This is a genomic window from Puniceibacterium confluentis, from assembly GCF_007923445.1.
Lineage (GTDB): Bacteria > Pseudomonadota > Alphaproteobacteria > Rhodobacterales > Rhodobacteraceae > Puniceibacterium > Puniceibacterium confluentis.
Genome location: NZ_VOJI01000038.1, coordinates 1 through 23,968 on the forward strand (window position 1 = coordinate 1; position 23,968 = coordinate 23,968).

Here is a 23,968-nt window from a genome sequence, read left to right on the forward strand (position 1 = left end):
CAACAGCAGGCCGCATGAGGTCAGAAATCAATACACGGATTCTTCCAAAGACTGGAGGAGAGCTGGGTCGCAGGTCACATCCGCACCTGATCGAAATGGGTCTTCCCGGCTTCATTCGGTCGCAAGTTGATGGGCCGTTGTTCTATGCCGCGAAAAAAGCAGGCGAGGACTTGGTGACGCGCGCCAAGAACGCAGGAAAGAAAGTCGGCATCTGGGTCCGGGAAGTTGCTGGCGTGTCCGACCCCGGCGTCTGGCCCAGCCATGGCTGGCGGCATCGCTTCAAGACCATCGCGCGGGAGGTCGATATAGCGCCGGAATACAGTGACGCGTTCACGGGACACGAGGACGGAAGAGCCAGCACCAACTACGGCGAAACGACCCTGAAGGTGCTCTGGCGGGAAATCCAGAAGTTACCCAAATACGATATTTGACAGACTGCAGGCTTGAGCCTCGCTAAGCTCGGTTCCGCGTAGCCAGCCTCGAAGTAGGCGTGAAGGTGGTTCATGCTACCAGAAGTCATTTGCGCCCTCACGCTGTCATCGGGCACTCGCGCCCCTGCCGGTATCCAGTCGATGTTCCGCAAATGGTTCACAATCATCGCCAGCCGGGCGTGCGATGCAAAAAATGCACCGCCACACTGAAAATATAGCAATAGAAGTTTACGCTGGTCCAGCGCACCCTTTCCCTCAAGTGCCGAATGCACGGATTCGCAAACTGCAACGAGAGGCTTTGCCATGACCGAAACGACACGACGCAACCTTTTGAAAATGGGCATGGCAGGGGCGTCGATCTTGCCGTTTCTGCGCGTTTTGCCCGCCGCCGCACAGGGTGCGGACACTCTGGTGGTCGCCACCGGGCAGACAATCAACTCGCTGGACCTGCACCGCACCGGCACCAACCGTGCCTCCTACCAGGTGGCGGTGAACTGCTATGACAGGCTGGTGTCCTTTGGCACCAAGGAAGCACCCGGTGGCGGCTATTCCTACGATTACGACACGGTTGTGCCGGAACTGGCCGAGAGCTGGACCGTTTCGGAAGACGGGCTGACGCTTACCTTCAAGATCAAGCCGAACGCCACCTTCTGGGACGGCAGCAAGGTGACGGCCGAGGATGTGAAATGGTCCTTTGACAGGGCGGTTTCGGTCGGCGGATTTCCGACCGTGCAGATGAAGGCCGGCGGGCTCGAACGTCCCGAGCAGTTCGCAGCTGCCGATGCGGAGACCTTTGTCATCACGCTGGACCGTCCGTCCAAGCTGGCGATCCCCGATCTGGCCGTGCCGGTGCCCTTCGTGATCAACTCGGCACTGGCAAAGGCAAATGCAACCGCGGACGATCCCTGGGCCATGGAATACCTGCACACGACACCGGCAGGTTCGGGCGCGTTCAAGGTGCTGCGCTGGACCCCTGGCGAGCAGCTGGTCTATGAGCGCAACGACGATTGGGTCGGCGGCCCTGTCCCGGCGGTCAAGCGCATTGTCGTGCGCGAAGTTCCCAGCCCCGCCACCCGCCGCGCCCTGATCGAACGGGGGGATGTGCATATGTCGTTCGACATTCCCGACAAGGATGCCGCCGAACTGGCCGAGATTGTGGATGTCTATTCGACGCCCGTCGAGAACTGCATTCACTGCCTGTGCTGCAACACGAATTTCGAGCCATTCCAGGATCCGGATGTGCGCAAGGCTGTCGCCTATGCGGTGCCTTACGAGGATATCTTTCAGGCGGCGGCCTACGGGCGCGGCGCGCCACTCTGGGGGGGCGAAGCGGCGATCGGAGATACGGCCTGGCCGCGCAAGACGCAGTATTACACCGACATCGACAAGGCCAAGGCGCATATGGCCAAGTCCGGTTTCCCCGACGGGTTCGAGGTGCCGCTGTCGATCAGCCTCGACCTGGCCTCCTGGATGGAACCGGCGGCCCTTCTCATTCAGGAGAGCCTGGCCCAGATCGGCATCGTCGCGGAGATCGAAAAGATACCCGGCGCCAACTGGCGCACCGCGGCTCTGGTGGAAAAGCGCCTGCCGCTGCATCTGGAAAACTTCGGCGGCTGGCTGAACACGCCAGACTACTACTTTTTCTGGGCCTATCAGGAGGGGCACCTGTTCAATTCGTCCAATTACCGCAATGACGAGATCGAGGAGCTGGTAAGCGCCACCCTGCACATGCCGATGGACGACCCCGAATATGCCCCCAAGATCAAGCGCATGTTCGAAATCGTGCTCGAGGAACTGCCGCGTATTCCCCTGTATCAGCCGGCGCTCAACGTCGCGACAAACGGCGCCGAGGGGTACGAGTTCTGGTTCCATCGCCAGCTTGACGTCCGCCCTCTGTCGGCCGTCTGAACATCATGTCCGCCGCCGCATACTCCCGGCTGCGCGCCGTCGCCTTTCGCGTCGCGCAGTCAATCCCGGTCGTCCTCGGTGTCGTGGTGATCAGCTTTCTGCTCACCCGTGCACTGCCCGGCGATCCGGCAGCCTATTTTGCAGGGGCGGCGGCGGACGCAGCCTCGATTCAGGAAGTGCGCGAAGCCCTGGGCTTGGACAAGCCGCTGCTACAGCAGTTCCTTCTGTATGTTACCGACCTTGCTCATGGCGATCTTGGTCAGTCGATTTCCAGCGGTCGGCCGGTGGCGGTGGACCTGGTCAGCCGCCTGCCCGCCTCTCTGGAACTGACGCTTACAGCGCTGGTGCTGTCCTGCGGCCTCGCCATTCCGCTGGGCATTCTGGCAGCCACCCGCCCCGGTTCCTGGGTCGATCACCTGTGCCGGGTGCTGGTGACGGCCGGCGTCTCGTTGCCGACGTTCTTTACCGGCATCCTGCTGATCTATATTTTCTACTACCTGCTCGGAGTCGCGCCTTCGCCGCTGGGACGTCTGGATTTCATCTACCTCGCGCCCGACCATGTCACGGGTTTCTACCTCATTGATGCCGCCCTCACCGGCGACTGGGAAACCTGGCGCGGGGCCGCGAAACAGCTGATCCTGCCGTCCACCACGCTGGCGCTGTTCACGCTCGCTCCGATCGCGCGGATGACGCGGGCGGCGATGCTGACGGCTCTGTCGTCGGACTTCATCCGCACGGCACGCGCGGCGGGCCTGTCCCGCGGCACGGTGTTATACGCCTATGCTTTCCGGAATGCCCTGCTGCCGGTGGTCACGACGCTGGGCATGGTATTCTCCTTCGCTCTGGGGGCCAATGTGCTGGTGGAGAAGGTCTTTGCCTGGCCCGGCATCGGCTCTTATGCGGTCGAGGCGCTGGTGGTGTCGGATTATGCCGCGGTGCAGGGGTTTGTGCTGGCCATGGCGCTGCTGTTCGTTGCGCTCAATCTGGTGATCGACCTGCTGTATTCCGTGATCGATCCACGTTTCGGGTTTGCTGCAAAATGACTGATATCCCGGTAAAGTTGACCAGAACGTCCGGCACCCTTGATCATCTGATCTATGTCCTGCGCGCCAACCCGGTGACCCTGCTGGCGTTTGCGATGTTCGCAATGATTGTGCTTTCCGCGGTCTTCGGCCCGGCCCTGGTGCCCTACGATCCTCTCCAGACCGATGCGAAGAACGCCCTTCAGGCGCCGTCCTGGGCGCATTGGTTCGGCACGGACAACGTCGGGCGGGACGTGTTCAGCCGTGTCATCGTCGCCACCCGTCTGGACCTGGCAATCTCGGTCGCCGCCGTCGCGTTGTCCTTTGTCCTCGGCTCGGTCCTGGGGGCCACTGCCGGTTACTGGGGTGGATGGCTCGATATCGTGCTGAACCGCCTCCTCGACACGATCATGGCCTTTCCGTTGTTCGTGCTGGCGATGGGCATTGTCGCCGCGCTTGGCAATACGATCGAGAACATCATCTACGCCACCGCCATCATCAACGTGCCGTTTTATGCCCGCCTTGTGCGCGCCGAAGTCAACATTCGCCGCAACGCGGGCTTTGTCCAGGCTGCGAAGCTGACCGGCAATTCCGACATTCGCGTGCTGGCGATGCACATCTTTCCCAACGCGCTGCCGCCGATGATGGTGCAGGTTTCGCTCAACCTTGGCTGGGCGATCCTGAATGCGGCGGGGTTGTCCTTCATCGGGCTGGGCGTGCGCCCCCCGACACCGGAATGGGGGATCATGGTGGCAGAGGGCGCAAACTTCATCGTGTCCGGTGAATGGTGGCTGGCGGTTTTTCCGGGCCTGTGGCTGATGATCGCGGTCTTTACCTTCAACCTTCTGGGCGACGGTCTGCGCGACATCGTCGATCCCCGCAAAAGGACCTGAGAGCCATGCTGAGCGTCAAGAACCTGGCCGTGTCGTTCCAGACCCGGCGTGGCACCGTGGAAGCGGTGCGCGGCATCAGCTTTGATCTGGCCAAAGGTGAGATCCTGGGAATCGTTGGCGAAAGCGGCTCGGGCAAATCCGTGACCTCCTATGCGCTGATGCGCATTCTCGATGCCGGCGGCAGGATCAAGGCCGGAGAGGCAACCTATTCCGGGATCGACCTGCGCCGCGTGGCCGAGAGGGATATGGGCGACATCCGCGGGCGGGAGATTTCGATGATCTTCCAGAACCCGCGCGCCGCGCTGAACCCGATCCGCAAGGTCGGCCACCAGATCGAGGACGTGCTGCGCCGACATGCCCGGGCCACCCGTCACGATGCGCGGGCCAAGGCAATCAAGGCACTTGAGGATGTGCGCATCAACGACGCCGAGGCCCGCTATGACGCCTATCCCTTTGAACTGTCGGGGGGAATGTGCCAGCGTGTCGTCTGTGCCATTGCCCTGGCCTGCGATCCCAGGCTGTTGATCGCGGACGAACCGACCACGGGACTCGACATCACCACACAGCAGGCCGTGATGGAACTTGTCCGCGACCTCATCCGCGCCCGCAACATGAGCAGCATCCTGATCACCCATGACCTCGGGTTGGCGGCACAATACTGCGACCGGATCATGGTGATGAAGGACGGGCTGATCGTGGAACAGGGCGATCCCGCCCGGATATTCAGTGATCCGCAGCACAGTTACACCCGCAAGCTCGTCGATGCGACGCCGCGCATGGGCGAAGGCATCCGCAGCCTGCTGCCCCCCGAGGAACGCAAGGCGGAACTGCCGCATCAGGTGCACGACCGTCCGCTGCTCGAGGTGAGCAACCTGACCAAGACCTTCAAGGGCATGGCCGGTCCGGTTCATGCGGTCAGGGGAATCTCCTTCAGCATCAGGCAGGGGCAGAGTGTCGGTCTGGTTGGCGAAAGCGGATGCGGCAAATCCACCACCTCGGAAATCCTCGTGCGGCTGATGGATGCAACCAGCGGCGACATCATCTTTGACGGGCAGGACATCGCCGGCATCCCCGCTCAGGGTTTTGCCCGCAACCCGCGCCGCGCCGAGATTCAGATGGTGTTTCAGGATGCCACCGACAGTCTGAATCCGCGCCACACTGCGCGTCAGGCCATCGGCGAACCGCTGCGGCGTCTGGGCGCCCTGCGCGCCGCGCCGCTGGCGGCACGGATCGAAGAACTGGCCACGCTTGTCGGATTGCCCCTGCCATTGCTCGACCGCTTTCCCCACCAGCTTTCCGGGGGGCAGAAGGCGCGCGTTGGCATCGCCCGCGCCGTCGCGCTGGAACCGAAGTTCCTGATCCTCGATGAACCCACCGCCGCCCTCGACGTCTCGATCCAGGCCGTCGTTCTGAACCTGCTGGTCGACCTGCGCGCCAAACTCGGCATGACCTACCTATTCGTCAGCCACGACCTGCACGTCGTTGCGCTGCTCTGTGACCATGTGATCGTGATGAGGGCGGGCGAAATTGTCGAACAGGGTCCGGTGACTCGGGTTATGACCGACCCGCAGAACGCCTATACAAAGGCTTTGCTGGCTGCCGCCCCGAAACCGCCCGCCCGCCGCCAGTTGGCCTGAAACGCATCCGCCACGCCCCCCAGCGCATGCATCACAAACCGCCGCGCAAGGCGGACTTTCTATTGATGGAAGCGTTGTCGGGCTCCCGGGGGCCAGATGCACAAACCGGGTGACAGACATCGCCGATGCCCGGACGGATTCATCCAGCAAGCTCTGGGACGGGGGCGGCGTGAGCGCCACACTCAGATTTGTGACATCGTCGGATCTGGCAACGAGAGCCGACTGTCCGAAACCCGGCAGTGTCGCCATCCGGCCCGCGGATCCGTTACGGCGGCTCTGGATCGGGTCTGCGCCGCAGCGCGCCGCCAAACCGTGTGCAACGGAGCACATTGCGTCACATTTGGCCGGTCAAAGTTGCGGGCCGATTGACAGGCATGACACCGGTTCGGCTAGAAATTTCCCTGTCGGCAACTTGGAAAAAATGCCGGGTCACACTATTTGCCTGAATTGCCAAAGCGCTATCTGCTACGGTATGTCGAGGTCGGTTCACGGACGTCGTCGCCGCGCATCAAGCGCTACTTTGAGGGTGCAACACAGTGATGGGTATTATGCACGACATCAGATCTTCAGACCCGCAGCAAAGGCTTGTGACAGGAACGTGGGGCCTGGATCAGGTGCTTCGGGGCGGAATTACCCCGCATCGGCTTTATCTGGTGGAAGGCACTCCCGGGTCCGGAAAAACCACGCTCGCGCTCAAGTTCCTGATGGTGGGGAGGGACGCGGGAGAGCCGGCCCTCTACATCACCCTGTCCGAAACCGTCAACGAGCTGAAAGCCGTGGCACAGTCACATGACTGGACACTGTCGGGAATTGACCTGTTCGAGATGGTGCCCGAAGACGAATTCAGCACGGACCACGAACAGTCACTTCTGCATCCAAGCGAAGTCGAGCTGGGCGAAACGGTGCGCGGGATCATCGAGCTGGTGGAAAAGACCAACCCGACACGGGTCGTGCTCGACAGCCTGTCCGAATTGCGCTTGCTCGCGCAGAATGCGCTGCGCTATCGCCGTCAGATTCTGGCGCTGAAGCACTTTTTCGCCCGGAGAAAGTGCACGGTTCTGATGCTTGATGATCGCACGGCAGAGCCTGGTGATCTGCAACTGCATTCCATCGCGCATGGTGTCATCTCGCTGGAACAGCTGGCCAACAACTATGGATCGGAACGCCGGCGCCTTCGTGTGGTCAAGATGCGCGGGCTGAAATATCATGGCGGCTATCACGACTTTACCATCGAACGCGGCGGCCTGTGCGTCTATCCCCGGCTGATCGCCGCGCACCATCACCGCGACTATTCGATCGAGCCGGTGACCACGGGGTTGCCGCAACTGGACGCCCTTCTGGGCGACGGACTTGTTCCCGGAACCAACGCCTTGCTTGCCGGACCAGCGGGTGTCGGCAAGACGACGACGGCGGTGCGGTGCATGATCGCGGCCCTGAAACGCGGTCAGAAAGCGGCCTACTTTCTCTTTGATGAACGGCTGTCGACGCTCCTGATCCGCTCGCGGGCGCTGGACATGGACCTGCAGCCATACGTTGACAGCGGTCAGCTTGAGATCCGTCAAATCGATCCCGCCGAGCTGTCGCCGGGAGAATTCGCAAGCGCGGTGCGCATCGCGGTGGAAAAAGACGATGTCAGCGTCGTCGTGATCGACAGTCTCAATGCCTACCTTCACGCGATGCCCAGCGACGATTTTCTCGTGTTGCAGATGCATGAACTGCTCAGCTACCTTGCGCAGCAAGGGGTTGTTTCGCTGATGATCCTCGGACAGCACGGGGTGACCGGTGACCTGCGGTCGGACATCGATATCAGCTACCTCGCGGACACCGTCCTGTTGTTGCGGTTCTTCGAGGCACATGGCGAGGTCCGCAAATCAATCTCGGTTATCAAGACCCGGACATCTGATCACGAACACAGCATTCGTGAGCTCCGGATTGACAAGAACGGCATCTCGATCGGTGAGCCGATCCGCAGCTTCTCGGGAATTTTGTCCGGATCTCCGGTATATAACCGGACGAATGGCGAATTGCTGCCACTCGATGACCATGCAGGGGCTGTGGAGAGGTGAACGAACGGTTGACGCGCCCTGCACCGGATCAGGGCGACCCTCCAGATATATCGTCCGCAGTGGCTGTCCTGGCGCCCCGGGGCCGGGATGCCGCCGTCGCGGGGCACCTGCTGAAAAAGGAAGACATCACCGCAATTGCCGTGCCCTCTCTCGAGGCCCTGGCCGAGCTTATCGAGCGGCGGATCGGCGTCATTCTGATCACCGAAGAGGCATTGAGCGGAGTGGGAGGCGAAGCGGTCAACGAGGCGCTAGATAACCAGCCATCATGGTCTGATGTGCCGTTTGTCGTTCTGTCCAACGGCTCCGTCACGAACAGGTCTGCCAGAGCTACGCGGCAGATGGATTCCCTGCGCAACGCGGTTCTGTTGTCTCGACCGCTTCATGCCGAAGAACTCATCCGGGCGGTGCGCTCGGCCCTGACCGCCAGAAGCCGCCAGCACGACGCCCGCGGTCACATGGAAAAATTGCAGCAAGGCGAACGCCAACTGTTTGAAAGCGAGGCAAAGTTCCACGCCATCGCCGATTTCATTGACCAGATGATCTGGTCGACACTGCCCGACGGATACCACGACTACTACAACCACCGCTGGTATGAATTCACCGGCGTTCCGGCAGGATCGACCGACGGCGACGCCTGGAGCCAAATGTTCCATCCTGACGATCGGGAAAAGGCGTGGGGCCTCTGGCGGCACAGTCTGAAAACCGGCGAACCTTACGAGGTGGAATACCGGCTGAGGCATCGGTCCGGCGAATATCGCTGGGTTCTCGGACGGGCCCAGCCGGTGTTCGACAAAACCGGCAAGATCGAGCGCTGGTATGGCAGCTGTACGGAAATTCACCAGATCAAGCTGGCCGAGGAGCAGCGCCAGCTGATGTTGGCAGAGATGAACCACCGGGTGAAGAATACGCTGGCCATGGTGAATGCCATGGTGTCCCAGACGCTGCGCCAGGCCGAGAACCTTCAGGATGCGCAGTCCTCGATCCAGTCGCGCCTTGGCATGATGGCGCTGGCCCATGACCGTCTCATCAAGGCCGCGTGGACCGAAACCCACATCTGTGAAGTCGTCGAGGCAGCGCTGGCACCGCACCACTCTGGCAACCGCCGCTTTGTTGTCCAGGGGGCTGATCTGTTGATCGGGTCAAAGCAGGCGCTGGCGTTGACGATGGCGCTGCACGAACTGTCGACAAATGCCACCAAGTACGGCGCGCTGTCGATCGAGTCAGGCGTCGTTCACGTGTCGTGGAGCATCGAGACCGGCGACGAGCAGGACAGCTTTTTAATGGTCTGGACGGAAAGCGGCGGACCACCCGTTGCGGCGCCGACCCGCCGTGGTTTTGGAAGCCGCATGATTGAACAGGCGCTCGCCGGGTATTTCAACGGACGCACGGAACTGATCTACGATCCAGACGGTTTGACTTTCAAGCTCAGAGCCCCGCTGACGGGTCTGACGCAATAGCCCCAAGTCTTTGAATGCCCGCAGAAGGAACAGGACAGGAATGACCCAAGACATCAAGAAGCGTCCTGCCGTTCTGATCGTTGAAGACGAACCGCTGTTACGGATGGATGCCGTCGACATGATCGGCGATGCCGGCTTTCGGACCTATGAAGCCGGCACCGCAGCCGCCGCCATCACGATCATGGAAACCCACAGCGATATCGGCATTCTCTTTACCGACATTGATATGCCCGGCAGCATGGATGGTCTGCAGCTCGCAGCCCACGTCCACCAGGGCTGGCCGCAGGTTGCCATCGTCATTGCGTCCGGCGTTGTCGAGATCGAGAAGGTCGGAATGCCCGAAGGTGCGATGTTCTTTTCCAAACCCTATGCCTCGAGCCAGGTCACCAGGACATTGCAGGATATTGCCGACCGGCAGTGACCCCGGACATCCCCGCTGAACTGTTGTGCCTCCGGTCCGGTCGATTGCACGGCTGTGCCGCCAAACCCGCTGTCAAATGAACTCGACCGGTTTTTCCCACTGGATCAGAACTGTACAGCCGTCCTCGGACCAGACGGTGTGGATCGAACCTGCCGGATTGAACGCGAGCGATCCGGCGTAGTAGCGGCCGTTCTCGTCACTCTGGCTGCCTGACAACACCAGGATGGTCTCAAGTCCGGCGTGCCGGTGGCGCGGAACCGAAGCGCCCCGGGCGTAGCGCAGCATGGCCACATCAGGCCCGCCGCGCCAGAGGTGACATATTTCCACCCCCTCGCGAAACGGCTCGAACGGCATGCTGGCCCAGTCATCGGGCAGCAACCCGGCAAATATTCTTGGCTCAATCATCGAGGGCCTCAAGGATCTGATCAGTTGTTGCGGCCCAGCCGACGATGCCACCCTGTGCGATGATCATGTCGATGGCAGCGGCTTTGAAGGCCGGAAAATAGCTTTCGGTTGCATCGGTCGCGATCAGGCAGTCATAGCCGCGGTCGTTTGCCTCGCGCATGGTGGTCTGCACGCAGACCTCGGTGGTGACCCCGGCGAAAACAAGCTGCCGGATGCCGAGACCGGTCAGCATCTCGCCCAGCGCGGTGGCATAAAACGCCCCCTTCCCCGGCTTGTCGATGACAACCTCGCCCGGAAGCGGCGCCAGCGCGGGCACGATGTCGGCGCCGGGCTGGCCCGCGATCAGGACGCGGCCCATCGGCCCGGCATCGCCGATCCGCAGCGCAGGAGCACCCCGCAGCCGCTTTGCGGGCGGGCAATCCGACAGATCCGGCAGATGACATTCGCGGGTGTGAAAGATCGGCAGGCCCGCGGCCCGAAACCCGTGCAGCAGTCTTTCCACCGTCGGCAGGATTGCCTGAAGCAGCCCGACGTCATTGCCCAGACTGGCGCCAAAGCCGCCGGGTTCGATGAAATCGCGCTGCATATCAATGACCACCAACGCGATCCGGTCCGGTTGGAACGGAAATTCGAAAGGCTGAGCCGCGATCCTGTGCATCAGCTGTGCCCCGCCATGTGGCGTCCGATTTCTGCGACGTCTGCCGTGGCGATCGGCGTCTCAAAGGCGATCCGTCCTTCGGACATCACCAGAATGCGGTCGGACAGTTCCATGATCTCATCCAGATCCTCGCTGATCAGAAGAATTGCCGTGCCACGGTTGCGGGCCTCGATCAAACGGTCGCGGATCGCCGACACGGCGGCGAAATCCAGACCAAAGCAGGGGTTCGAAATGATCAGGGCCCTGACATCTCCGGTCAGTTCGCGGCCCAGCACCGCACGCTGCACGTTGCCGCCGGACAGCGCGGCGATGCGTGCCGCGGGCGAGGATGTCTTGACCTGAAAGGCGCCGATCAGCTCGGCCGCATTGCGGGCGATGGCGCGGCCGTCCTTCCAGAAGCTCGGCCTGCCGTCCCTGCCGGTATCGAACATGCGAAATGCCAGGTTCTCGGCCACGCTCATGCGCGGGGCGCAGGCGTTGCGCAAGGGTTCCTCCGGCAGATAGCGGATCTGGTGGGTGCGTGCCTCGGCGCGGGTGGCACCGTAAGGCGTGCCGTTCACGGTGATCTCGCCGCTGTCGCGGCGGCGCTGGCCAGTCAGCACCTCCATCAGTTCCATCTGACCGTTGCCGGAAATCCCCGCGATGCCCAGTATCTCGCCCGAATGCAGCGTGACCGAGTCGATCTCGATATTCTTCAGACCGGTGCGGTCCTGCGCCTTGACCCCGTGCAGCGTCAGCAGCGGCTGTTTTTCGGTGGTCTCCCGGATCCGTTTGCTGGCCACCGGGGCCTCGCCCATCATTGCGCTGCTCATCTGCGCGACGCTCAGGTCAGCGACGGATCCGCCGCCGACATATCTGCCCCGGCGCAGGATCGAGACATCGTCGGCAAAGGCCGTCACTTCGCGGAACTTGTGTGTGATCATCAGCACGGTGATCTTTCCCGCCGTGGTCAGCGCCCGGACATGGCCCAACACCTCGTCGGCCTCGGCAGGCGTCAGAACCGAAGTCGGTTCGTCCAGAATCAGGAACCGGTTGCCAAGGTACAGCTGCTTGATGATTTCCAGCTTCTGCTTTTCCCCCGCCGCCAGCCGGCTGACCGGCTGATCCAGAGGCACCACAAACGGCATCGTCGCCATGAAGGCATCAAGCGCATCCCGTTCCTTGCGCCAGTCGATCACGGCGGGCGTGTCGGTGCGGCTGATCACCAGATTTTCAGCGGCGGTGAGTGACGGCACCAGTGTGAAATGCTGATACACCATGCCCAGCCCCAGCGACTGCGCCACTTTCGGATCGCTCATGAAGGCCTCGTGGCCGGCGACCAGAAGCTCGCCACTGGTGGCGTGGTAAAAGCCCATGATGCATTTCACCAACGTCGACTTTCCCGCACCGTTTTCCCCCAGCAGCGCGTGGAAGCTGCCTGCCGGGATGTTGATCGAGACATCGTCCAGCGCGGTAAAGTCGCCAAAGCGCATGGTCATGTGCAGCGCCTCGACGCTGATGGCGCCGCCTTCGGTCTGCAGCACACGGCTCATGCGGGCAGCCCTGCAATCAGGCTGGCGCTGTCGGTGACCGCGCCAAAGACGCCGCCCTGCATGGTGACCATCCTGATCGCGGCGGCATGGTTCTCGGGATCGGTCGCACCACAGCAATCCTGCACGATCACACATTCATAACCGCGGTCATTGGCCTCGCGCATGGTGGTCGAGACGCAGACATCGGTGGTGATCCCGGTCAGGATCAGGTTTTCGATGCCACGGGTGCGCAGGATCAGCTCAAGGTCCGTGGCGCAAAAACTGCCCTTTCCCGGCTTGTCGATGATCACTTCGCCATCCAGCGGGTAAAGTTCGGGAATGATGTCCCAGCCCGGTTCGCCACGGATCAGGATCCTGCCGCAGGGACCGGCATCGCCGATGCCCGCACCGATCTGCCGGCTGCGCCAGCGTTTGTTGGCCGGAAGGTCCGCCAGATCCGGGCGGTGCCCCTCGCGGGTGTGGATGATGTGATACCCCTTGGACCGCATTTCGGCCATCAGCGCCTTGATCGGTTCGATCGGCGCCTGCGTCAGCGACAGGTCATACCCCATGTGGTCGACATAGCCGCCCGTACCGCAGAAATCCGTCTGCATGTCGATCACGATCAGCGCGGTATTTTCGGGACGAAGATCCCCGTTGTAGGGCCATGCATAGGGCGTGGAGGCGATGGTGGTCATTGGCAGGGTTCCTTTTCGCCGAACTTGCGGTTGGGTTTGGGAAACCCGAAACCGGTGCCGTCCGTGACCCTGACCTGATCTTCCCACGGCACGCGGTAGGCACCGGCGGCCAGATCGGTCATGTAGGTATAGGGACAGTCCTGCGCGCCGCCCTTGACGGCGACATAGCCACGATGCCCGAACTGGTAGGGGTTGTTTTCGACACCCCAACCGGCGCGGGCCTCGCGCACCAGATCGGGGCGGACCTCGGCGGTGATGATCTCGTCCGCCCGCCCCGTCTTGCCGTGGGCGATCACACGTCCCTCGTGGTCGATGATCATGCCCTCGCCCATACTGTCGAAGGTGCCGTCGGATCCGCACATGCATACATTGGCGGTGATCATCAGGTTGCAGAAGCTGTTGGACTGGTTGGTAAAACGCCAGGCCTCGCGGATCGGCGCGGTATATCCGGCGGTTCGGATCATGATCTCGGCGCCCTTGTAGGCGGCCTCGCGCGCCATTTCCGGGAACATGCCGTCATGGCAGATGATCAGCCCGATCCGCGCGCCCCTCGGTCCGGTACAGACCGGGATGCCGGTGTCCCCCGGCTCCCACGGCTCGACCGGAACCCAGGGGTGCATCTTGCGGTAATAAAGCTGCACCTCGCCCTGGTCGTCGATGATCAGCCCGGTGTTGTAGGGATACCCGCCGGGATTGGCCTCCATGATCGAAAAGCACCCCCAGATGGCGTTGTCGACGCAGGCCTGCTTCAGTGCCGCCACCTCGGGCCCGTCCATGGTGCACATGATGTCGGGATTGGTGTCCATCGACAGCCCGTGCAGCATGTATTCGGGAAAGACCACCAGATCCATGGTGCCCAGGTTGCGCCGCGCCTTGCCGACCAGTTCCACCACGCGGGCGGTCTGTGCGGCGAGGTCCGCCCTGGTTTCGACCACCGGCAGCCTGAGCTGTACCAGACCGATCACCACTCCGTTTTCGGATTTGTTCAAACCACCCAGGCCGTTCATTGCGATATTCCCTATTTTGTCAGGCTCAGTTCCAGTGGCGCGCCCTGCATGGCACGGTCCGGTGAACTGGTCAGGATCAGCAGCCCCAGCGTCAGCACGTAGGGGGCGGCGAAAAACAGATAGTAGCCCTGCGAGATGCCCACCGACTGCAGCGCCGGTCCCAGCGCGCCCGCCCCGCCGAACAGCAGTGCTGCCCAGAAACAGTTGATCGGGTTCCAGCGGGCAAAGATCACCAGCGCGATGGCCATCAGGCCCTGCCCCGACGAAATCCCCTCGGTCCAGCTGCCGGGATAGTAGAGCGACAGGTAGGCTCCGCCGACGCCGGCAAGCGCGCCACCCGCAGCGGTGGCCAGCAGGCGGACCAGATCGGGGTTCAGCCCCATGGCCCGCGCCGCATCGGTGCTGTCACCGACAACGCGCACGATCAGCCCGATGCGCGTGGTGCGGAACATCCACGCCATGGCCACCGCCAGCAGGCCACCGGCGATGAACAGAACATTGACCTGCAACGCGGCCCTGACCTGCGGTATGTCCGACCACCAGCCCAGGGCGATGGCAGGCAGGTCCGGCGCTTGCGGCTGGATGTAGGGTTTTCCGAAAAAGAAGGCGAGCCCCATGCCCAACAGCATCATCGCGATGCCCACGGCAATATCGTTCACCCCCTTGAACTTGCAGATCCAGCCATGCAGCACGCCAAAGCAGGCCCCCGCAAGCGCAGCCGCGAGCACCCCGGCAAACGGGTTCCCGGTTTCGAAGGCGATGGCGTACCCGCTCATCGCGCCAAAAACCAGGGTGCCTTCGAGGCCAAGGTTGATCCGCCCCGACCGCTCGGTCAGACATTCCCCGAGCGAGACAAAGATGAAGGGCGTCGACACCCGGATCGCGCCGCCCAGGATCGCCAGCGGCACCCCCCAGAGGCCGATTTCCACAGGTTCCATCAGCGGGTCTCCCAAAAGCCGGGGGTAAAGGCGCGCAGGCGGCCGTACAGCATTTCGCTCAGCAGGATGATGACAAAGACCATGCCTTCGAACACGAGTATGGTGGCGTCGGGCAGATCCATGCGGCGCTGGATCAGGCCGCTCGACGCCTCGAATCCGCCCAGAAGGATCGCCACGGGCAGGATTGCCAACGGATTGTGCCGCGCCAGAAAAGCGACAAGGATGCCGGTATAGCCATAGCCGGCGATCAGCGATGCATTGGCCGAACCGTGCACCGCGGCGACCTCGAAATAGCCCGCGAGGCCGGCAAAGGCCCCGCCAAGCGCGGAAAAGCCGATGACCAGACGGCTAACCGGCAACCCCTGGACCTGCGCCGCCCGCACGTTGTCCCCGGCGATGCGGGCGGCAAAGCCCAGCGTCGTGCGTTCAATCAGGATCCAGCTGATCAGGCAGGCCGCCACCCCCGCCAGAACACCCCAATGGGCGGCGATGAAGGGCATGTCTCCAACCCGCAGCGCCTCGGCCAGAGGGGCGGTGGACGGTTTGTTGAGGGACGCGGGATCGCGGAACGGACCTTCGACAAAATGGTTCAGCAGGGCGATGGCGATATAGGCCATCAGCAGCGAGGAAATCGTTTCGTTCACCCCGCGCTTGATCCGCAGCGCGCCGACGGCGCCGATGCACAGCCCGCCCAGCGCCATTCCCGCCAGCACCATTGCCATCATCCCCGCACCGGCGGGCAGTCCTGCGGCCGCGGTGCCGGTGACGGCCGCAGCCAGTCCGCCCAGCACGATGGCGCCCTCACCGCCAATCACCACCAGCCCCAGCCTGGCCGGCAGCGCCACACACAGCGCGGCGAGAACCAGCGGCGCCACCCGCGACAGTGTGTTCTGCCACGAAAACGCCGACGAAAACCCGGCCTTCCACACCAGCGCAAAGAATTCGACGGGCGATTTGCCGACGAACAGCAGGAAGACGCTGAAGGCCGCGAACCCGGCGAGCAACGCACCGACCGGGATCGCGACAGCTTCGGCCCGGGGCATCAGACCGGCAAGGAACCGTGCCCCGGTCGGACGGGTCTGCACCGGGCTGTGCTCAAGGCTGCTCATCTCAGCTGGTCGATCCGAGAACACCTTCGACCAGATAATCCATGCTTTCCAGCGCTACGTCGGTTTCCACGAAGGCCTCACCCTCGGCGGCGATGACGTTGCCCTTGTTGTCTTTCAGCGGGCCCTTGATGGCGGCAAAGTTTCCGGCCACGATGTCTGCCCTGGTCGCTTCGAACTGGGCGCGGGCGGCATCCGATACGGCGGGCCCCAGCGGGCTCATCTTGATGAAGCCATCGGCAAGGCCGCCGCGCACGAAGTTGTTGATCGGTGTGCCCGCCATCGTCTTGGTCACCATGTCGGTATAGACGCTGGCCCAGTTCCACTCGGCGCCGGTCAAGTACATGTCACCCGCGAGCGGGCTTTGATCGGCATGGTAGCCGCAGACATAGGCTCCGCGCGCCACGGCGGTCTCACAGACAACCTTGGGTCCGTCGACATGGCAGGTGATGACATCGCAGCCCTGATCCGCCAGCGCGTTGGTGGCCTCGGCCTCCTTGACCGCGAGCGACCATTCTCCGGTAAAGATCACCTGACAGGTGATTGTCGGATCCACAGACCGCGCACCGAGCAGGAACGAGTTGATGTTGTTGAGAACCTGCGGAATGGGTTTGGCGGCGACAAAGCCGATCTTTTTCGATTTCGTCGCATGGCCCGCGGCGACGCCGTTCAGGTATTGCCCCATGCCGATATAGCCGAAATACGATCCGGCGTTGCCCGGGTTGCCTTCGGACCACAGGCCGCCGCAATGCTCGAAGCGGACGCCCTCGTGTTTCGGAGCGAGCTCAAGGATGTGCGGGTTGAAATAGCCGAACGAGGTCGGAAACAGCAGCGTCGCGCCGTCAAAGTTGATCATGGATTCCATGGTGTTCTGGACGTCCTGGCTTTCGGGGACGTTTTCCTCTTCCAGCACGGTCACACCGGCCATGGCCTTGACCGCTGCGGCGCCTTCGGCATGGGACTGGTTGTAGCCAAAGTCGTCCTTGGGTCCGACGTAGATGAATCCGACCGTCAGATCCCCCGCGGCCATTGCGGGCTGCGCCACCCCGCCAAATGCGGTCGCACCAAAGGCGGCGGCGGTGGTGCCCAGGAAAGTCCGGCGGTTGATGGGTTTCAGATGGGTCATAGCCAAGCTCCAGATCAAGTCTCGCTCCTGTCATGCAGGAGCATCAATTCCATGATTCGGAAGTTACCGGGTTTGAGCGGTGTTGACGTCTGCTGTTTTTTTGTCGAAGCGATGCAAAAAATGCAGCACTCAACCAGCACTTGAGTGACGTCAGACGATCGCTTCCAAAGCCTTGGCGAGACCCTGCGCGAAACGGGCCGAGGCCACTGGCAGGCTTCGCCCGCGCATCTGCCCGAGCAAAAGACTTCCCGCCGGGACATCGCGGGTGGAAATCGGGCGGGACAGGATCTCGTCTTCCGGGTCGATGCGCAGCCCGATCGGAATCTGGAAGGCCACGGCGCGTTCGTGACGCACGTAGTGGCGCATGAAATCGAAACTGTCGGATTCAACGATGGGCCGCAACGGCCGGGATCCCCGCGCTGCCGCCAGATCCAGCAGGGCGCGGACCCCATAGCTCGACGTGGGCAGCAGGTGCGGGTAGTCGAGGCAGTCGCGCAGCCTGATCTCGGGCTTTGATGCCAGAGGATGGTCACGCCGCATCACCACGTGAATGATCTGCGGAATATGTGTGAGCACTTCGAAATCGACCAGATGCACCGGTTCGAACACCAGTGCCAGGTCGCTGCTGAAGGTGGCCAGATCCCGCTCGGCAGCCTCGCGGTCCCGCACCTGCACCGAGAAGGTCACACCGGGGTGGCCCTGCCGGTAGGCGGCAATCTGGGCCGGCAGAAAGTAGGGGACCAACCCCTGAGAGCAGGCGATCGTCACATGCCCGCGTCTTTCGCCCGACAGATCCGCAACCTGACTCTGCACCCGGCGCAGATCCGACGCCTGCGCCCGGTAATGCTGCATCAACAACTCCCCCGCCGGGTTGAGCCGGACGCCACGCGGCAGGCGTTCGAAAATCACGCAGCCGAATTCCTCTTCGAAGCGCTGAACCCGGCGGTTCAGGGCTGAGGCGGTGATGTTCATATCGTCCGCCGCCTTGCGGATCGACCCCGCCCTGGCGACGCTCTCGATGAAGCGGAAAGTCTGAAGATGTTTCAAGCCCGGCTCCTGCGCTGCATTTTTTGCATCGGTTTTGTGAAATCTTAGCAATTGAACTGAGCGATGCAACCGTGGACCTATACCGCCAATGGCCAACTGCCCAAGTGAAGAAAGTACCTGCATGCCCGATCTCAGAATGACCATCCCCGATCTTCGCGCTGCCTATCAAAGCGGTGTCACGCCAAAGGATGTCGTGGCGCAGGTCCTGGCCCGGATCGCCGCGGTGAATGATCCTGGTATCTTCCTCGCCAGACCGACCGAGGCAGAGTTGTTTGCCGAAGCCGCCGCCTTGGGGGACTTTGATGCGTCAAAACCGCTGTGGGGGGTTCCCTTCGCAGTCAAGGACAACATCGACGTGGCGGGATACGAGACGACAGCCGCCTGCCCGGCGTTTGCCTATACCCCGGATGCAGACGCCTTTGTCGTCGCACGGCTGCGGGCCGCAGGGGCGATTTTTGTCGGCAAGACCAACCTCGACCAGTTTGCAACCGGGCTGGTCGGCGTGCGCACGCCGTACGGCGCGCCGCTCAATTCCATAGACACCGAGCTTGTGCCCGGCGGCTCGTCAGGGGGATCGGCCGTGGCGGTGGGTCATGGCATCGTCGCGTTTTCACTGGGCACGGACACCGCCGGTTCGGGCCGCGTCCCCGCCGCTCTGAACAATATTGTCGGCCTGAAACCCACGCTCGGGGCCCTCTCGGCCACCGGGGTGGTGCCGGCCTGCCGCTCGATCGAGACAGTCTCGATTTTTGCCCTGACCGTTTCCGATGCCTACACCGCCTTTCAGGCCGCCTGCGTCTACGACCCGGGTGACGCCTATGCCCGCCAGGTCAAAGCGCCGCCCATGACGGCATCGTCCGAACCGGCGGTCGTCGGCATCCCCAGCGGCGAAACCATCAGGTTTCTCGGCGACAGGGTGCAGGAACAGTCCTTTGCCGCCACTGTGGACCTCTTGCGCGCACAGGGGGCTGACATCCGCGAGATCGACTTTACGCCACTCTACGACGTGGCGACCATGCTCTACGAAGGTGCCTGGGTTGCCGAACGCTACACCGTGATCGAGGATCTGCTGCGACGTGATCCCGACGCAATCCTGCCGGTCATCCGCCAGATCATCTGCAAGGCCGAAACGCTGACCGCGGCTGACGCCTTCCGCGGGATGTACCGGCTGAAGGAACTGGCCCGCGCTGCCGAATCCGTGCTGACGGGGATCGACATGCTCTGCGTGCCGACGATGCCGACATTCCACACCGTCGCTGAGCTGGAAGCGGACCCGATCGGACCCAACTCCAACAACGGCACCTACACGAATTTTGTCAATCTGCTCGACATGTGCGGATTGGCCGTGCCGACGCCGCCACGGGCCGACGGCCGCCCCGGCAGCGTCACGCTGCTGGCGCAGGCGGGGGACGACGCCAAACTGGCCGCGGCTGCGCTCGCGCTGGAAGCGGCGGGCGCGCGGAGCCTTGGCGCGACGGACTGGGCCTTTGTGCCGCCGCCGCAACTGCCGCCTGCCGGGCCGGACAGATTCACCCTTGCCGTCTGCGGCGCGCATATGTCCGGTCTGCCGCTCAATCATCAGTTGACCGAGCGTGGGGGCCATTTTCTGCGCACCGCCCGCACCAGCGATGCGTACCGGTTCCATGCTCTGGCAGGCGGGCCGCCCGCCCGCCCGGGCCTGACCCGCGGGCCGGCAGGCTCGGGGGCGCCGATCGCGCTCGAGCTGTGGTCCCTGCCGTTCGAACAGGTCGGGGGTTTCCTCGCGGGCATCCCGTCGCCGCTTGGGCTTGGCACCATCGAGCTTGACGATGGCTCTCAGGTGCAGGGGTTTCTGTGCGAAGCGATCGCCACCGAGGCCGGTGCCGATATCACCGACACCGGGGACTGGCGCGTCTACCTCGCGTCCAGTCCCGGCTGACAGGGCCGCGCGCTTACCGCCTGGCGGCCCGTTTGCCGCGCCGCCGGCCTCGACTCCTAAATCCCCCCCCCGGATTCTCGAAACGCCGCATGTTTCGCCTGGCGCAAGTGGCCACCCCCCGGGTCGGCAGAAGTGACCGCCTGAGGGCAGAGACCGCTCTCGGCGGTGCGGTCCACGCTCGTCCGGGGCCCGAGTTTCCGCGATGCCTCCCGGCGCACCGGTGGGGATTCGTGCTGATGCCGGGCCTTCCCCGGCAATGGCCCGGCAGAAATCCCGCACAAACCGGCCTCGGTGCCCGTCACACATCATCGTGACACGCGGTTTTGCGGCGACCGGCTCCGCCCGTGTCACGGAAATTGCGAGCGACTGAAACACGCCCCGTGGCGCCAATTCCCTTGCGATCATGGACCGCACCTTGCCTGTGCAATTTTGCACATCAAAGGCAAAAAACCCTTTCACATCAAGTACAAATGCGCGTGATTTCATGCGGACGTTTCGTGATTTCAAACTGCGGGAAGAGCGCACTAACTGTACTCCATCGGAAGCAAACGCCGACAAACACAATCCCGGCCGCTGGGAAACGCTCCCGGGGTCACAGCACAAAGGACAATGAAAATGAAACGCACCCTTCTCCTCTCTGCCCTCGCCCTCTCCACCCTGGTCGGCGCCGCTTCGGCAGCCTCGACCGCGCAGGAAGTCACCCTGCAGCGCTACGCACCGAGCATCGAAGTTTCGGCGCTGAGCGACGCACAGGTCAACAGCCTGCTGGCCATCGCCTACTCCGGCAACAGCGAAGGCGAAAAGCGGGCGCTGATCCAGCAGTTCGCCAACTGAACCGGCAACAGCCACACCCTCTTCCAAACGCAAGGACCATGAAAATGAAACGCACGCTTATCCTCTCCGCCCTCGCCCTCTCCACCCTGGCCGGCGCCGCTTCGGCAGCCTCGACCGCGCAGGAAGTCACCCTGCAGCGCTACGCACCGAGCATCGAAGTTTCGGCGCTGAGCGACGCACAGGTCAACAGCCTGCTGGCCATCGCCTACTCCGGCGACAGCGAAGGCGAAAAGCGGGCACTGATCCAGCAGTTCACCAACTGAACATGCACCTTTCCCCCCGTGAAAGCCGCTGTCCTGCACTCTGAACCCGGTGCAGGACAGCCCAGCAGAAAAAGCCGCCCCGTTTCGGAGGCGGCTTTTTCCATGTGGTGAAGCTCGGGTTCAGGCGGCGGACAGAACGCCGGGGCGACCGGAAGACTGCACAATGCCGGCATCGAACAGATCGGCAATTTCGGTATCGCTGATTCCGGCCACGGCACTCAGAATTTCTTCGGTATCAGCCCCCAGCGCCGGAGCGAGAACCGGCTCCGTGCGGCTGTATCCGGAAAAATTCACCGGCGTGCCCGGCACCGGGTAACGGCCGACCCCGGGATGGTCCATCATCCGGAACATCGGGTTCTCCTCGGACAGGTCCGGATCCTGCGCCAGGGCTTGGGGCACGGTTCGAAACTGCGACCAGGTGACCCCGGCCTTGTCACAGGCCATGCCGGCCACCTTGCTGGGACGCATCGCGAACCAGGGCTTGAGAATTCCGGTGATGTCGTGGCGCAGGGCGTAGCGCGCACCTTCGTCCGACAGGTCACGGCCCGTGCAATCCGCCAGCCGCGCCATCGCGGCACCGGTGCCGGTCATCTTGACCAGCCCCTGCCACTGTCGGATTGTCAGGCCGATCACCATGATCCGTTCGCCATCGCCGCAGACAAAATCATGGCCATAGGCACCGTAAAGCGCATTGCCGCTTTTGCCCCGTGCCTGCCCGCTCAGGGCCGCCTCGGCGATCAGACCCAGGTGGCCGATGGTGGCGGCCGCGACGTCCTTGAGCGACAGGGTGACGTCCTGGCCCTCGCCGCGGCGCAGGCGGTTCCGCTCGGCAGCGAGCAGGGCCGAGACGACCATCTGTCCGGCCGCCACGTCCCAGGCCGGCAGCGCATGTGCCACCGGGTCCGGGTGGCCCTCGGGGCCGGTCATATGCGCGATGCCCAGCGACGGGTTCACGGTGTAGTCGACCTGCGGATGCCCGTGCCGGTCGCCGGTCAGCGTGACCATCACCATATCCGCGCGATGTTGCGACAGGCTGGCGTGGTCCAGCCAGCCCGGAACCGCGAGGTTGGTGATGAACAGGCCAGCGTCCTCGCCCGGGGCGGTCACGATCCGGGTGATGAGTTCGCGCCCGCGCGGGCTTTGCATATCCACCGCGATGGATTTCTTGCCCTTGTTCAGCCCGTCCCAGAACAGGCTCTGCCCATTCGGCGCCAGGGGCCAGCGGGTTGAATCCAGGCCGCCACCGATGCGGTCGAAGCGGATCACTTCGGCGCCCATCTGCGCCAGCGTCATGCCGGCAAGCGGCACCGCGACAAAGGCCGACCCTTCGACCACCCGCATGCCTTTCAGTATCTGGCTCATGTTGTCTCCTCCCAACTTGCCGTGGCCTGCATGTTCTGGTGTGCAGATCCGGTTGCAGTGCACATCTGCAGGCTGCCGTCGGCCTGCGCCTGCGCCAGAACCCGCAGGGTATCGTGGTGAAACATCGGGTAGACGCTGCGGAATTTGAAATGCCGCGGCGGCGATCCGTTCTGGCGCCGCGCCGCATCGATCAGGTAGGTCGCCTGCAACGGGCCATGCACGATCAGACCGGGGTACTTTTCGACCTCGGCGGCATAGGCACGGTCATAGTGGATGCGGTGCGCGTTGAAGGTGCAGGCGGAATAGCGGAACAGCAAGGTCTCGGACATTGTCCGCACCTCGTCGATCACCAGATCCGTGGGCACCGGCAGCGGTCGCGGCGGCTGAAAGCTGTCCGGCATCGGCAAATAGACGATGTCCTGCCGCTCCGAGATCGCCAATCCGTTTTCGCCTGCGATGTCATGCTGCACGGTCACAAAAACCATGCGGCCCGCGCCTCCGGATTTTTCCACGACGTCGGTGATCCGCGCATGTGCCGTCAGGCGTTCGCCGACATGTAACGGAGCGTGAAAGGTCAGGGCGCCGCCAGCGCGCATCCGGCGCGGCAGGTCGATCGGCGGCAGGAAATCCCCCAGCTTCGGGTGGCCGTCCGCGCCCAGCCCGCGCATCGGCGCCAACGCCGGAAATGCCGCCCAGTGCCACAGCTGTGGCAGAACCTCACCGTCGCTCGGGGCGGGCTGATCCAACGTCGCGGCCATCATCGCGGCAAGAGATGGATCAAGCCGGGTCCGCACCGTTTCCTCGCGCCCGATCCAATCCGCAGCAGTCACTTTGTTCATTGTTGTTCCTGTCAGTATCTTGCGGCGGAAACTGACAGGGTGTCCTGAAAAAATCAAACAAAATCATCATGTTAAAGGAATACCACGGTATACCGGAGACAGGAAAAATCACACCTCGCGCCGCCTAGTTGTTGTTGTCAAAGGCGGATTCACCATGCTGCATCTGAAAATGCGCACGACATTTTATGTCCGGGTCAGATAAATTTTTGTTTGAAAGTGTCTCGCCCGATCAGCCGCGCTCGGCGCCGCAAGGTGTTTGGTCCAACCGGAAGCGTCCTGTTCACACGCAAAAGTCTCTGCAACGCAAAAGACCCCGGCACAGAGTCCGGGGTCTTTCGGAAGTGCGGCGTCCCTTGCGGGTCGCCGGGGGGTGCCTTGCGGCGCCTTACTCGAGGACTTTGGAAACCACGCCCGAGCCGAC

At 63.0% G+C, this 23,968-nt stretch carries 22 protein-coding genes; 11 read left to right on the forward strand and 11 right to left on the reverse strand.

From position 1 onward, the window contains the following. The 8 genes from FOY53_RS21095 to FOY53_RS21130 all read left to right on the forward strand — a co-directional run. Positions 1 to 431, forward strand: a 431-nt coding sequence (locus FOY53_RS21095; protein WP_500690373.1) for a site-specific integrase, incomplete at its 5' end; no start/stop codon positions are given. A 303-nt stretch (positions 432 to 734) separates the two neighbouring features. Then, positions 735 to 2,339 carry an ABC transporter substrate-binding protein gene (locus FOY53_RS21100; protein WP_146592292.1) on the forward strand — a complete coding sequence of 535 codons (1,605 nt, stop codon included), beginning with the start codon at positions 735 to 737 and terminating at the stop codon, positions 2,337 to 2,339. Positions 2,340 to 2,344: 5 nt separating this feature from the next. Then, on the forward strand, positions 2,345 to 3,382 hold the full coding sequence (locus tag FOY53_RS21105) for an ABC transporter permease (RefSeq protein ID WP_146592293.1): 1,038 nt from the start codon (positions 2,345 to 2,347) through the stop codon (positions 3,380 to 3,382). Continuing rightward, complete coding sequence (locus tag FOY53_RS21110; protein WP_146592294.1) at positions 3,379 to 4,254, forward strand: ABC transporter permease; 876 nt, start codon at positions 3,379 to 3,381, stop codon at positions 4,252 to 4,254. Before FOY53_RS21105 ends, FOY53_RS21110 begins: the two co-directional genes overlap by 4 nt. A gap of 5 nt (positions 4,255 to 4,259) precedes the next feature. Continuing rightward, positions 4,260 to 5,891, forward strand: a complete 1,632-nt coding sequence (locus FOY53_RS21115; protein ID WP_146592295.1) for a dipeptide ABC transporter ATP-binding protein — start codon at positions 4,260 to 4,262, stop codon at positions 5,889 to 5,891. A gap of 587 nt (positions 5,892 to 6,478) precedes the next feature. After that, positions 6,479 to 7,957 (forward strand): ATPase domain-containing protein, encoded by a 1,479-nt coding sequence (locus FOY53_RS21120; RefSeq protein WP_246107502.1) that lies wholly within the window; start codon positions 6,479 to 6,481, stop codon positions 7,955 to 7,957. Then, positions 7,954 to 9,414, forward strand: coding sequence for a sensor histidine kinase (locus FOY53_RS21125; RefSeq protein WP_246107503.1), 1,461 nt, complete (start codon positions 7,954 to 7,956; stop codon positions 9,412 to 9,414). Before FOY53_RS21120 ends, FOY53_RS21125 begins: the two co-directional genes overlap by 4 nt. 40 nt (positions 9,415 to 9,454) lie before the next feature. Continuing rightward, complete coding sequence (locus tag FOY53_RS21130; protein ID WP_186766700.1) at positions 9,455 to 9,835, forward strand: response regulator; 381 nt, start codon at positions 9,455 to 9,457, stop codon at positions 9,833 to 9,835. A gap of 72 nt (positions 9,836 to 9,907) precedes the next feature. Here the strand turns inward: FOY53_RS21130 and FOY53_RS21135 are convergent, their stop codons facing one another. The 9 genes from FOY53_RS21135 to FOY53_RS21175 all read right to left on the reverse strand — a co-directional run bounded on the left by FOY53_RS21135 (position 9,908) and on the right by FOY53_RS21175 (position 18,331). Next, the gene (locus tag FOY53_RS21135) at positions 9,908 to 10,240 is read right to left on the reverse strand and encodes a cupin domain-containing protein (RefSeq protein ID WP_146592296.1); all 333 of its coding nucleotides are present in this window, start codon (positions 10,238 to 10,240) and stop codon (positions 9,908 to 9,910) included. Beyond that, positions 10,233 to 10,898, reverse strand: coding sequence for a cysteine hydrolase family protein (locus FOY53_RS21140; RefSeq protein ID WP_146592297.1), 666 nt, complete (start codon positions 10,896 to 10,898; stop codon positions 10,233 to 10,235). The genes FOY53_RS21135 and FOY53_RS21140 overlap by 8 nt, the downstream gene beginning before the upstream one ends. Then, positions 10,898 to 12,430: an ABC transporter ATP-binding protein gene (locus tag FOY53_RS21145; RefSeq protein ID WP_146592298.1), complete on the reverse strand. Its 1,533-nt coding sequence runs from the start codon at positions 12,428 to 12,430 to the stop codon at positions 10,898 to 10,900. The genes FOY53_RS21140 and FOY53_RS21145 overlap by 1 nt, the downstream gene beginning before the upstream one ends. Beyond that, the gene (gene biuH / locus FOY53_RS21150) at positions 12,427 to 13,107 is read right to left on the reverse strand and encodes a biuret amidohydrolase (protein WP_146592299.1); all 681 of its coding nucleotides are present in this window, start codon (positions 13,105 to 13,107) and stop codon (positions 12,427 to 12,429) included. The genes FOY53_RS21145 and biuH overlap by 4 nt, the downstream gene beginning before the upstream one ends. Next, on the reverse strand, positions 13,104 to 14,114 hold the full coding sequence (locus FOY53_RS21155) for a formamidase (protein ID WP_146592300.1): 1,011 nt from the start codon (positions 14,112 to 14,114) through the stop codon (positions 13,104 to 13,106). Before FOY53_RS21155 ends, biuH begins: the two co-directional genes overlap by 4 nt. A gap of 11 nt (positions 14,115 to 14,125) precedes the next feature. Continuing rightward, complete coding sequence (locus FOY53_RS21160) at positions 14,126 to 15,052, reverse strand: ABC transporter permease (RefSeq protein WP_146592301.1); 927 nt, start codon at positions 15,050 to 15,052, stop codon at positions 14,126 to 14,128. Next, positions 15,052 to 16,161: an ABC transporter permease gene (locus FOY53_RS21165; protein ID WP_146592302.1), complete on the reverse strand. Its 1,110-nt coding sequence runs from the start codon at positions 16,159 to 16,161 to the stop codon at positions 15,052 to 15,054. The genes FOY53_RS21160 and FOY53_RS21165 overlap by 1 nt, the downstream gene beginning before the upstream one ends. A gap of 1 nt (position 16,162) precedes the next feature. Next, positions 16,163 to 17,284 (reverse strand): BMP family ABC transporter substrate-binding protein, encoded by a 1,122-nt coding sequence (locus tag FOY53_RS21170; protein WP_146592303.1) that lies wholly within the window; start codon positions 17,282 to 17,284, stop codon positions 16,163 to 16,165. 150 nt (positions 17,285 to 17,434) lie between these two features. After that, entirely contained in the window at positions 17,435 to 18,331 is an 897-nt protein-coding gene (locus FOY53_RS21175) for a LysR family transcriptional regulator (protein WP_186766701.1), read from the reverse strand. A gap of 121 nt (positions 18,332 to 18,452) precedes the next feature. Between FOY53_RS21175 and atzF the strand changes: the two genes are divergently transcribed. The 3 genes from atzF (at position 18,453) to FOY53_RS21190 (ending at position 21,346) form a co-directional block, all read left to right on the forward strand. Then, the gene (atzF, locus tag FOY53_RS21180; RefSeq protein WP_146592305.1) at positions 18,453 to 20,249 is read left to right on the forward strand and encodes an allophanate hydrolase; all 1,797 of its coding nucleotides are present in this window, start codon (positions 18,453 to 18,455) and stop codon (positions 20,247 to 20,249) included. Positions 20,250 to 20,864: 615 nt separating this feature from the next. Further along, on the forward strand, positions 20,865 to 21,083 hold the full coding sequence (locus tag FOY53_RS21185) for a hypothetical protein (RefSeq protein ID WP_146592306.1): 219 nt from the start codon (positions 20,865 to 20,867) through the stop codon (positions 21,081 to 21,083). 44 nt (positions 21,084 to 21,127) lie between these two features. Next, positions 21,128 to 21,346: a hypothetical protein gene (locus tag FOY53_RS21190; RefSeq protein ID WP_146592307.1), complete on the forward strand. Its 219-nt coding sequence runs from the start codon at positions 21,128 to 21,130 to the stop codon at positions 21,344 to 21,346. Between the two features lie 120 nt (positions 21,347 to 21,466). Here FOY53_RS21190 and FOY53_RS21195 read toward each other — a convergent pair whose 3' ends face one another. Then, the gene (locus FOY53_RS21195) at positions 21,467 to 22,708 is read right to left on the reverse strand and encodes a CoA transferase (RefSeq protein WP_146592308.1); all 1,242 of its coding nucleotides are present in this window, start codon (positions 22,706 to 22,708) and stop codon (positions 21,467 to 21,469) included. After that, positions 22,705 to 23,547, reverse strand: coding sequence for an HTD2 family dehydratase (locus FOY53_RS21200; protein ID WP_186766702.1), 843 nt, complete (start codon positions 23,545 to 23,547; stop codon positions 22,705 to 22,707). The genes FOY53_RS21195 and FOY53_RS21200 overlap by 4 nt, the downstream gene beginning before the upstream one ends. Positions 23,548 to 23,968: the final 421 nt, after the last annotated feature.

Bases quoted from the DNA above. Each gene is read 5' to 3' on its own strand.
- atzF (WP_146592305.1), top strand. From the start codon at position 18,453: ATGCCCGATCTCAGAATGACCATCCCCGATCTTCGCGCTGCCTATCAA.
- FOY53_RS21140 (WP_146592297.1), bottom strand. From the start codon at position 10,898: ATGCACAGGATCGCGGCTCAGCCTTTCGAATTTCCGTTCCAACCGGAC.
- FOY53_RS21160 (WP_146592301.1), bottom strand. From the start codon at position 15,052: ATGGAACCTGTGGAAATCGGCCTCTGGGGGGTGCCGCTGGCGATCCTG.
- FOY53_RS21190 (WP_146592307.1), top strand. From the start codon at position 21,128: ATGAAACGCACGCTTATCCTCTCCGCCCTCGCCCTCTCCACCCTGGCC.
- FOY53_RS21185 (WP_146592306.1), top strand. From the start codon at position 20,865: ATGAAACGCACCCTTCTCCTCTCTGCCCTCGCCCTCTCCACCCTGGTC.
- FOY53_RS21115 (WP_146592295.1), top strand. From the start codon at position 4,260: ATGCTGAGCGTCAAGAACCTGGCCGTGTCGTTCCAGACCCGGCGTGGC.
- FOY53_RS21200 (WP_186766702.1), bottom strand. From the start codon at position 23,547: ATGAACAAAGTGACTGCTGCGGATTGGATCGGGCGCGAGGAAACGGTG.
- FOY53_RS21110 (WP_146592294.1), top strand. From the start codon at position 3,379: ATGACTGATATCCCGGTAAAGTTGACCAGAACGTCCGGCACCCTTGAT.
- FOY53_RS21165 (WP_146592302.1), bottom strand. From the start codon at position 16,161: ATGAGCAGCCTTGAGCACAGCCCGGTGCAGACCCGTCCGACCGGGGCA.
- FOY53_RS21195 (WP_146592308.1), bottom strand. From the start codon at position 22,708: ATGAGCCAGATACTGAAAGGCATGCGGGTGGTCGAAGGGTCGGCCTTT.
- FOY53_RS21100 (WP_146592292.1), top strand. From the start codon at position 735: ATGACCGAAACGACACGACGCAACCTTTTGAAAATGGGCATGGCAGGG.
- biuH (WP_146592299.1), bottom strand. From the start codon at position 13,107: ATGACCACCATCGCCTCCACGCCCTATGCATGGCCCTACAACGGGGAT.
- FOY53_RS21130 (WP_186766700.1), top strand. From the start codon at position 9,455: ATGACCCAAGACATCAAGAAGCGTCCTGCCGTTCTGATCGTTGAAGAC.
- FOY53_RS21155 (WP_146592300.1), bottom strand. From the start codon at position 14,114: ATGAACGGCCTGGGTGGTTTGAACAAATCCGAAAACGGAGTGGTGATC.
- FOY53_RS21135 (WP_146592296.1), bottom strand. From the start codon at position 10,240: ATGATTGAGCCAAGAATATTTGCCGGGTTGCTGCCCGATGACTGGGCC.
- FOY53_RS21170 (WP_146592303.1), bottom strand. From the start codon at position 17,284: ATGACCCATCTGAAACCCATCAACCGCCGGACTTTCCTGGGCACCACC.
- FOY53_RS21145 (WP_146592298.1), bottom strand. From the start codon at position 12,430: ATGAGCCGTGTGCTGCAGACCGAAGGCGGCGCCATCAGCGTCGAGGCG.
- FOY53_RS21105 (WP_146592293.1), top strand. From the start codon at position 2,345: ATGTCCGCCGCCGCATACTCCCGGCTGCGCGCCGTCGCCTTTCGCGTC.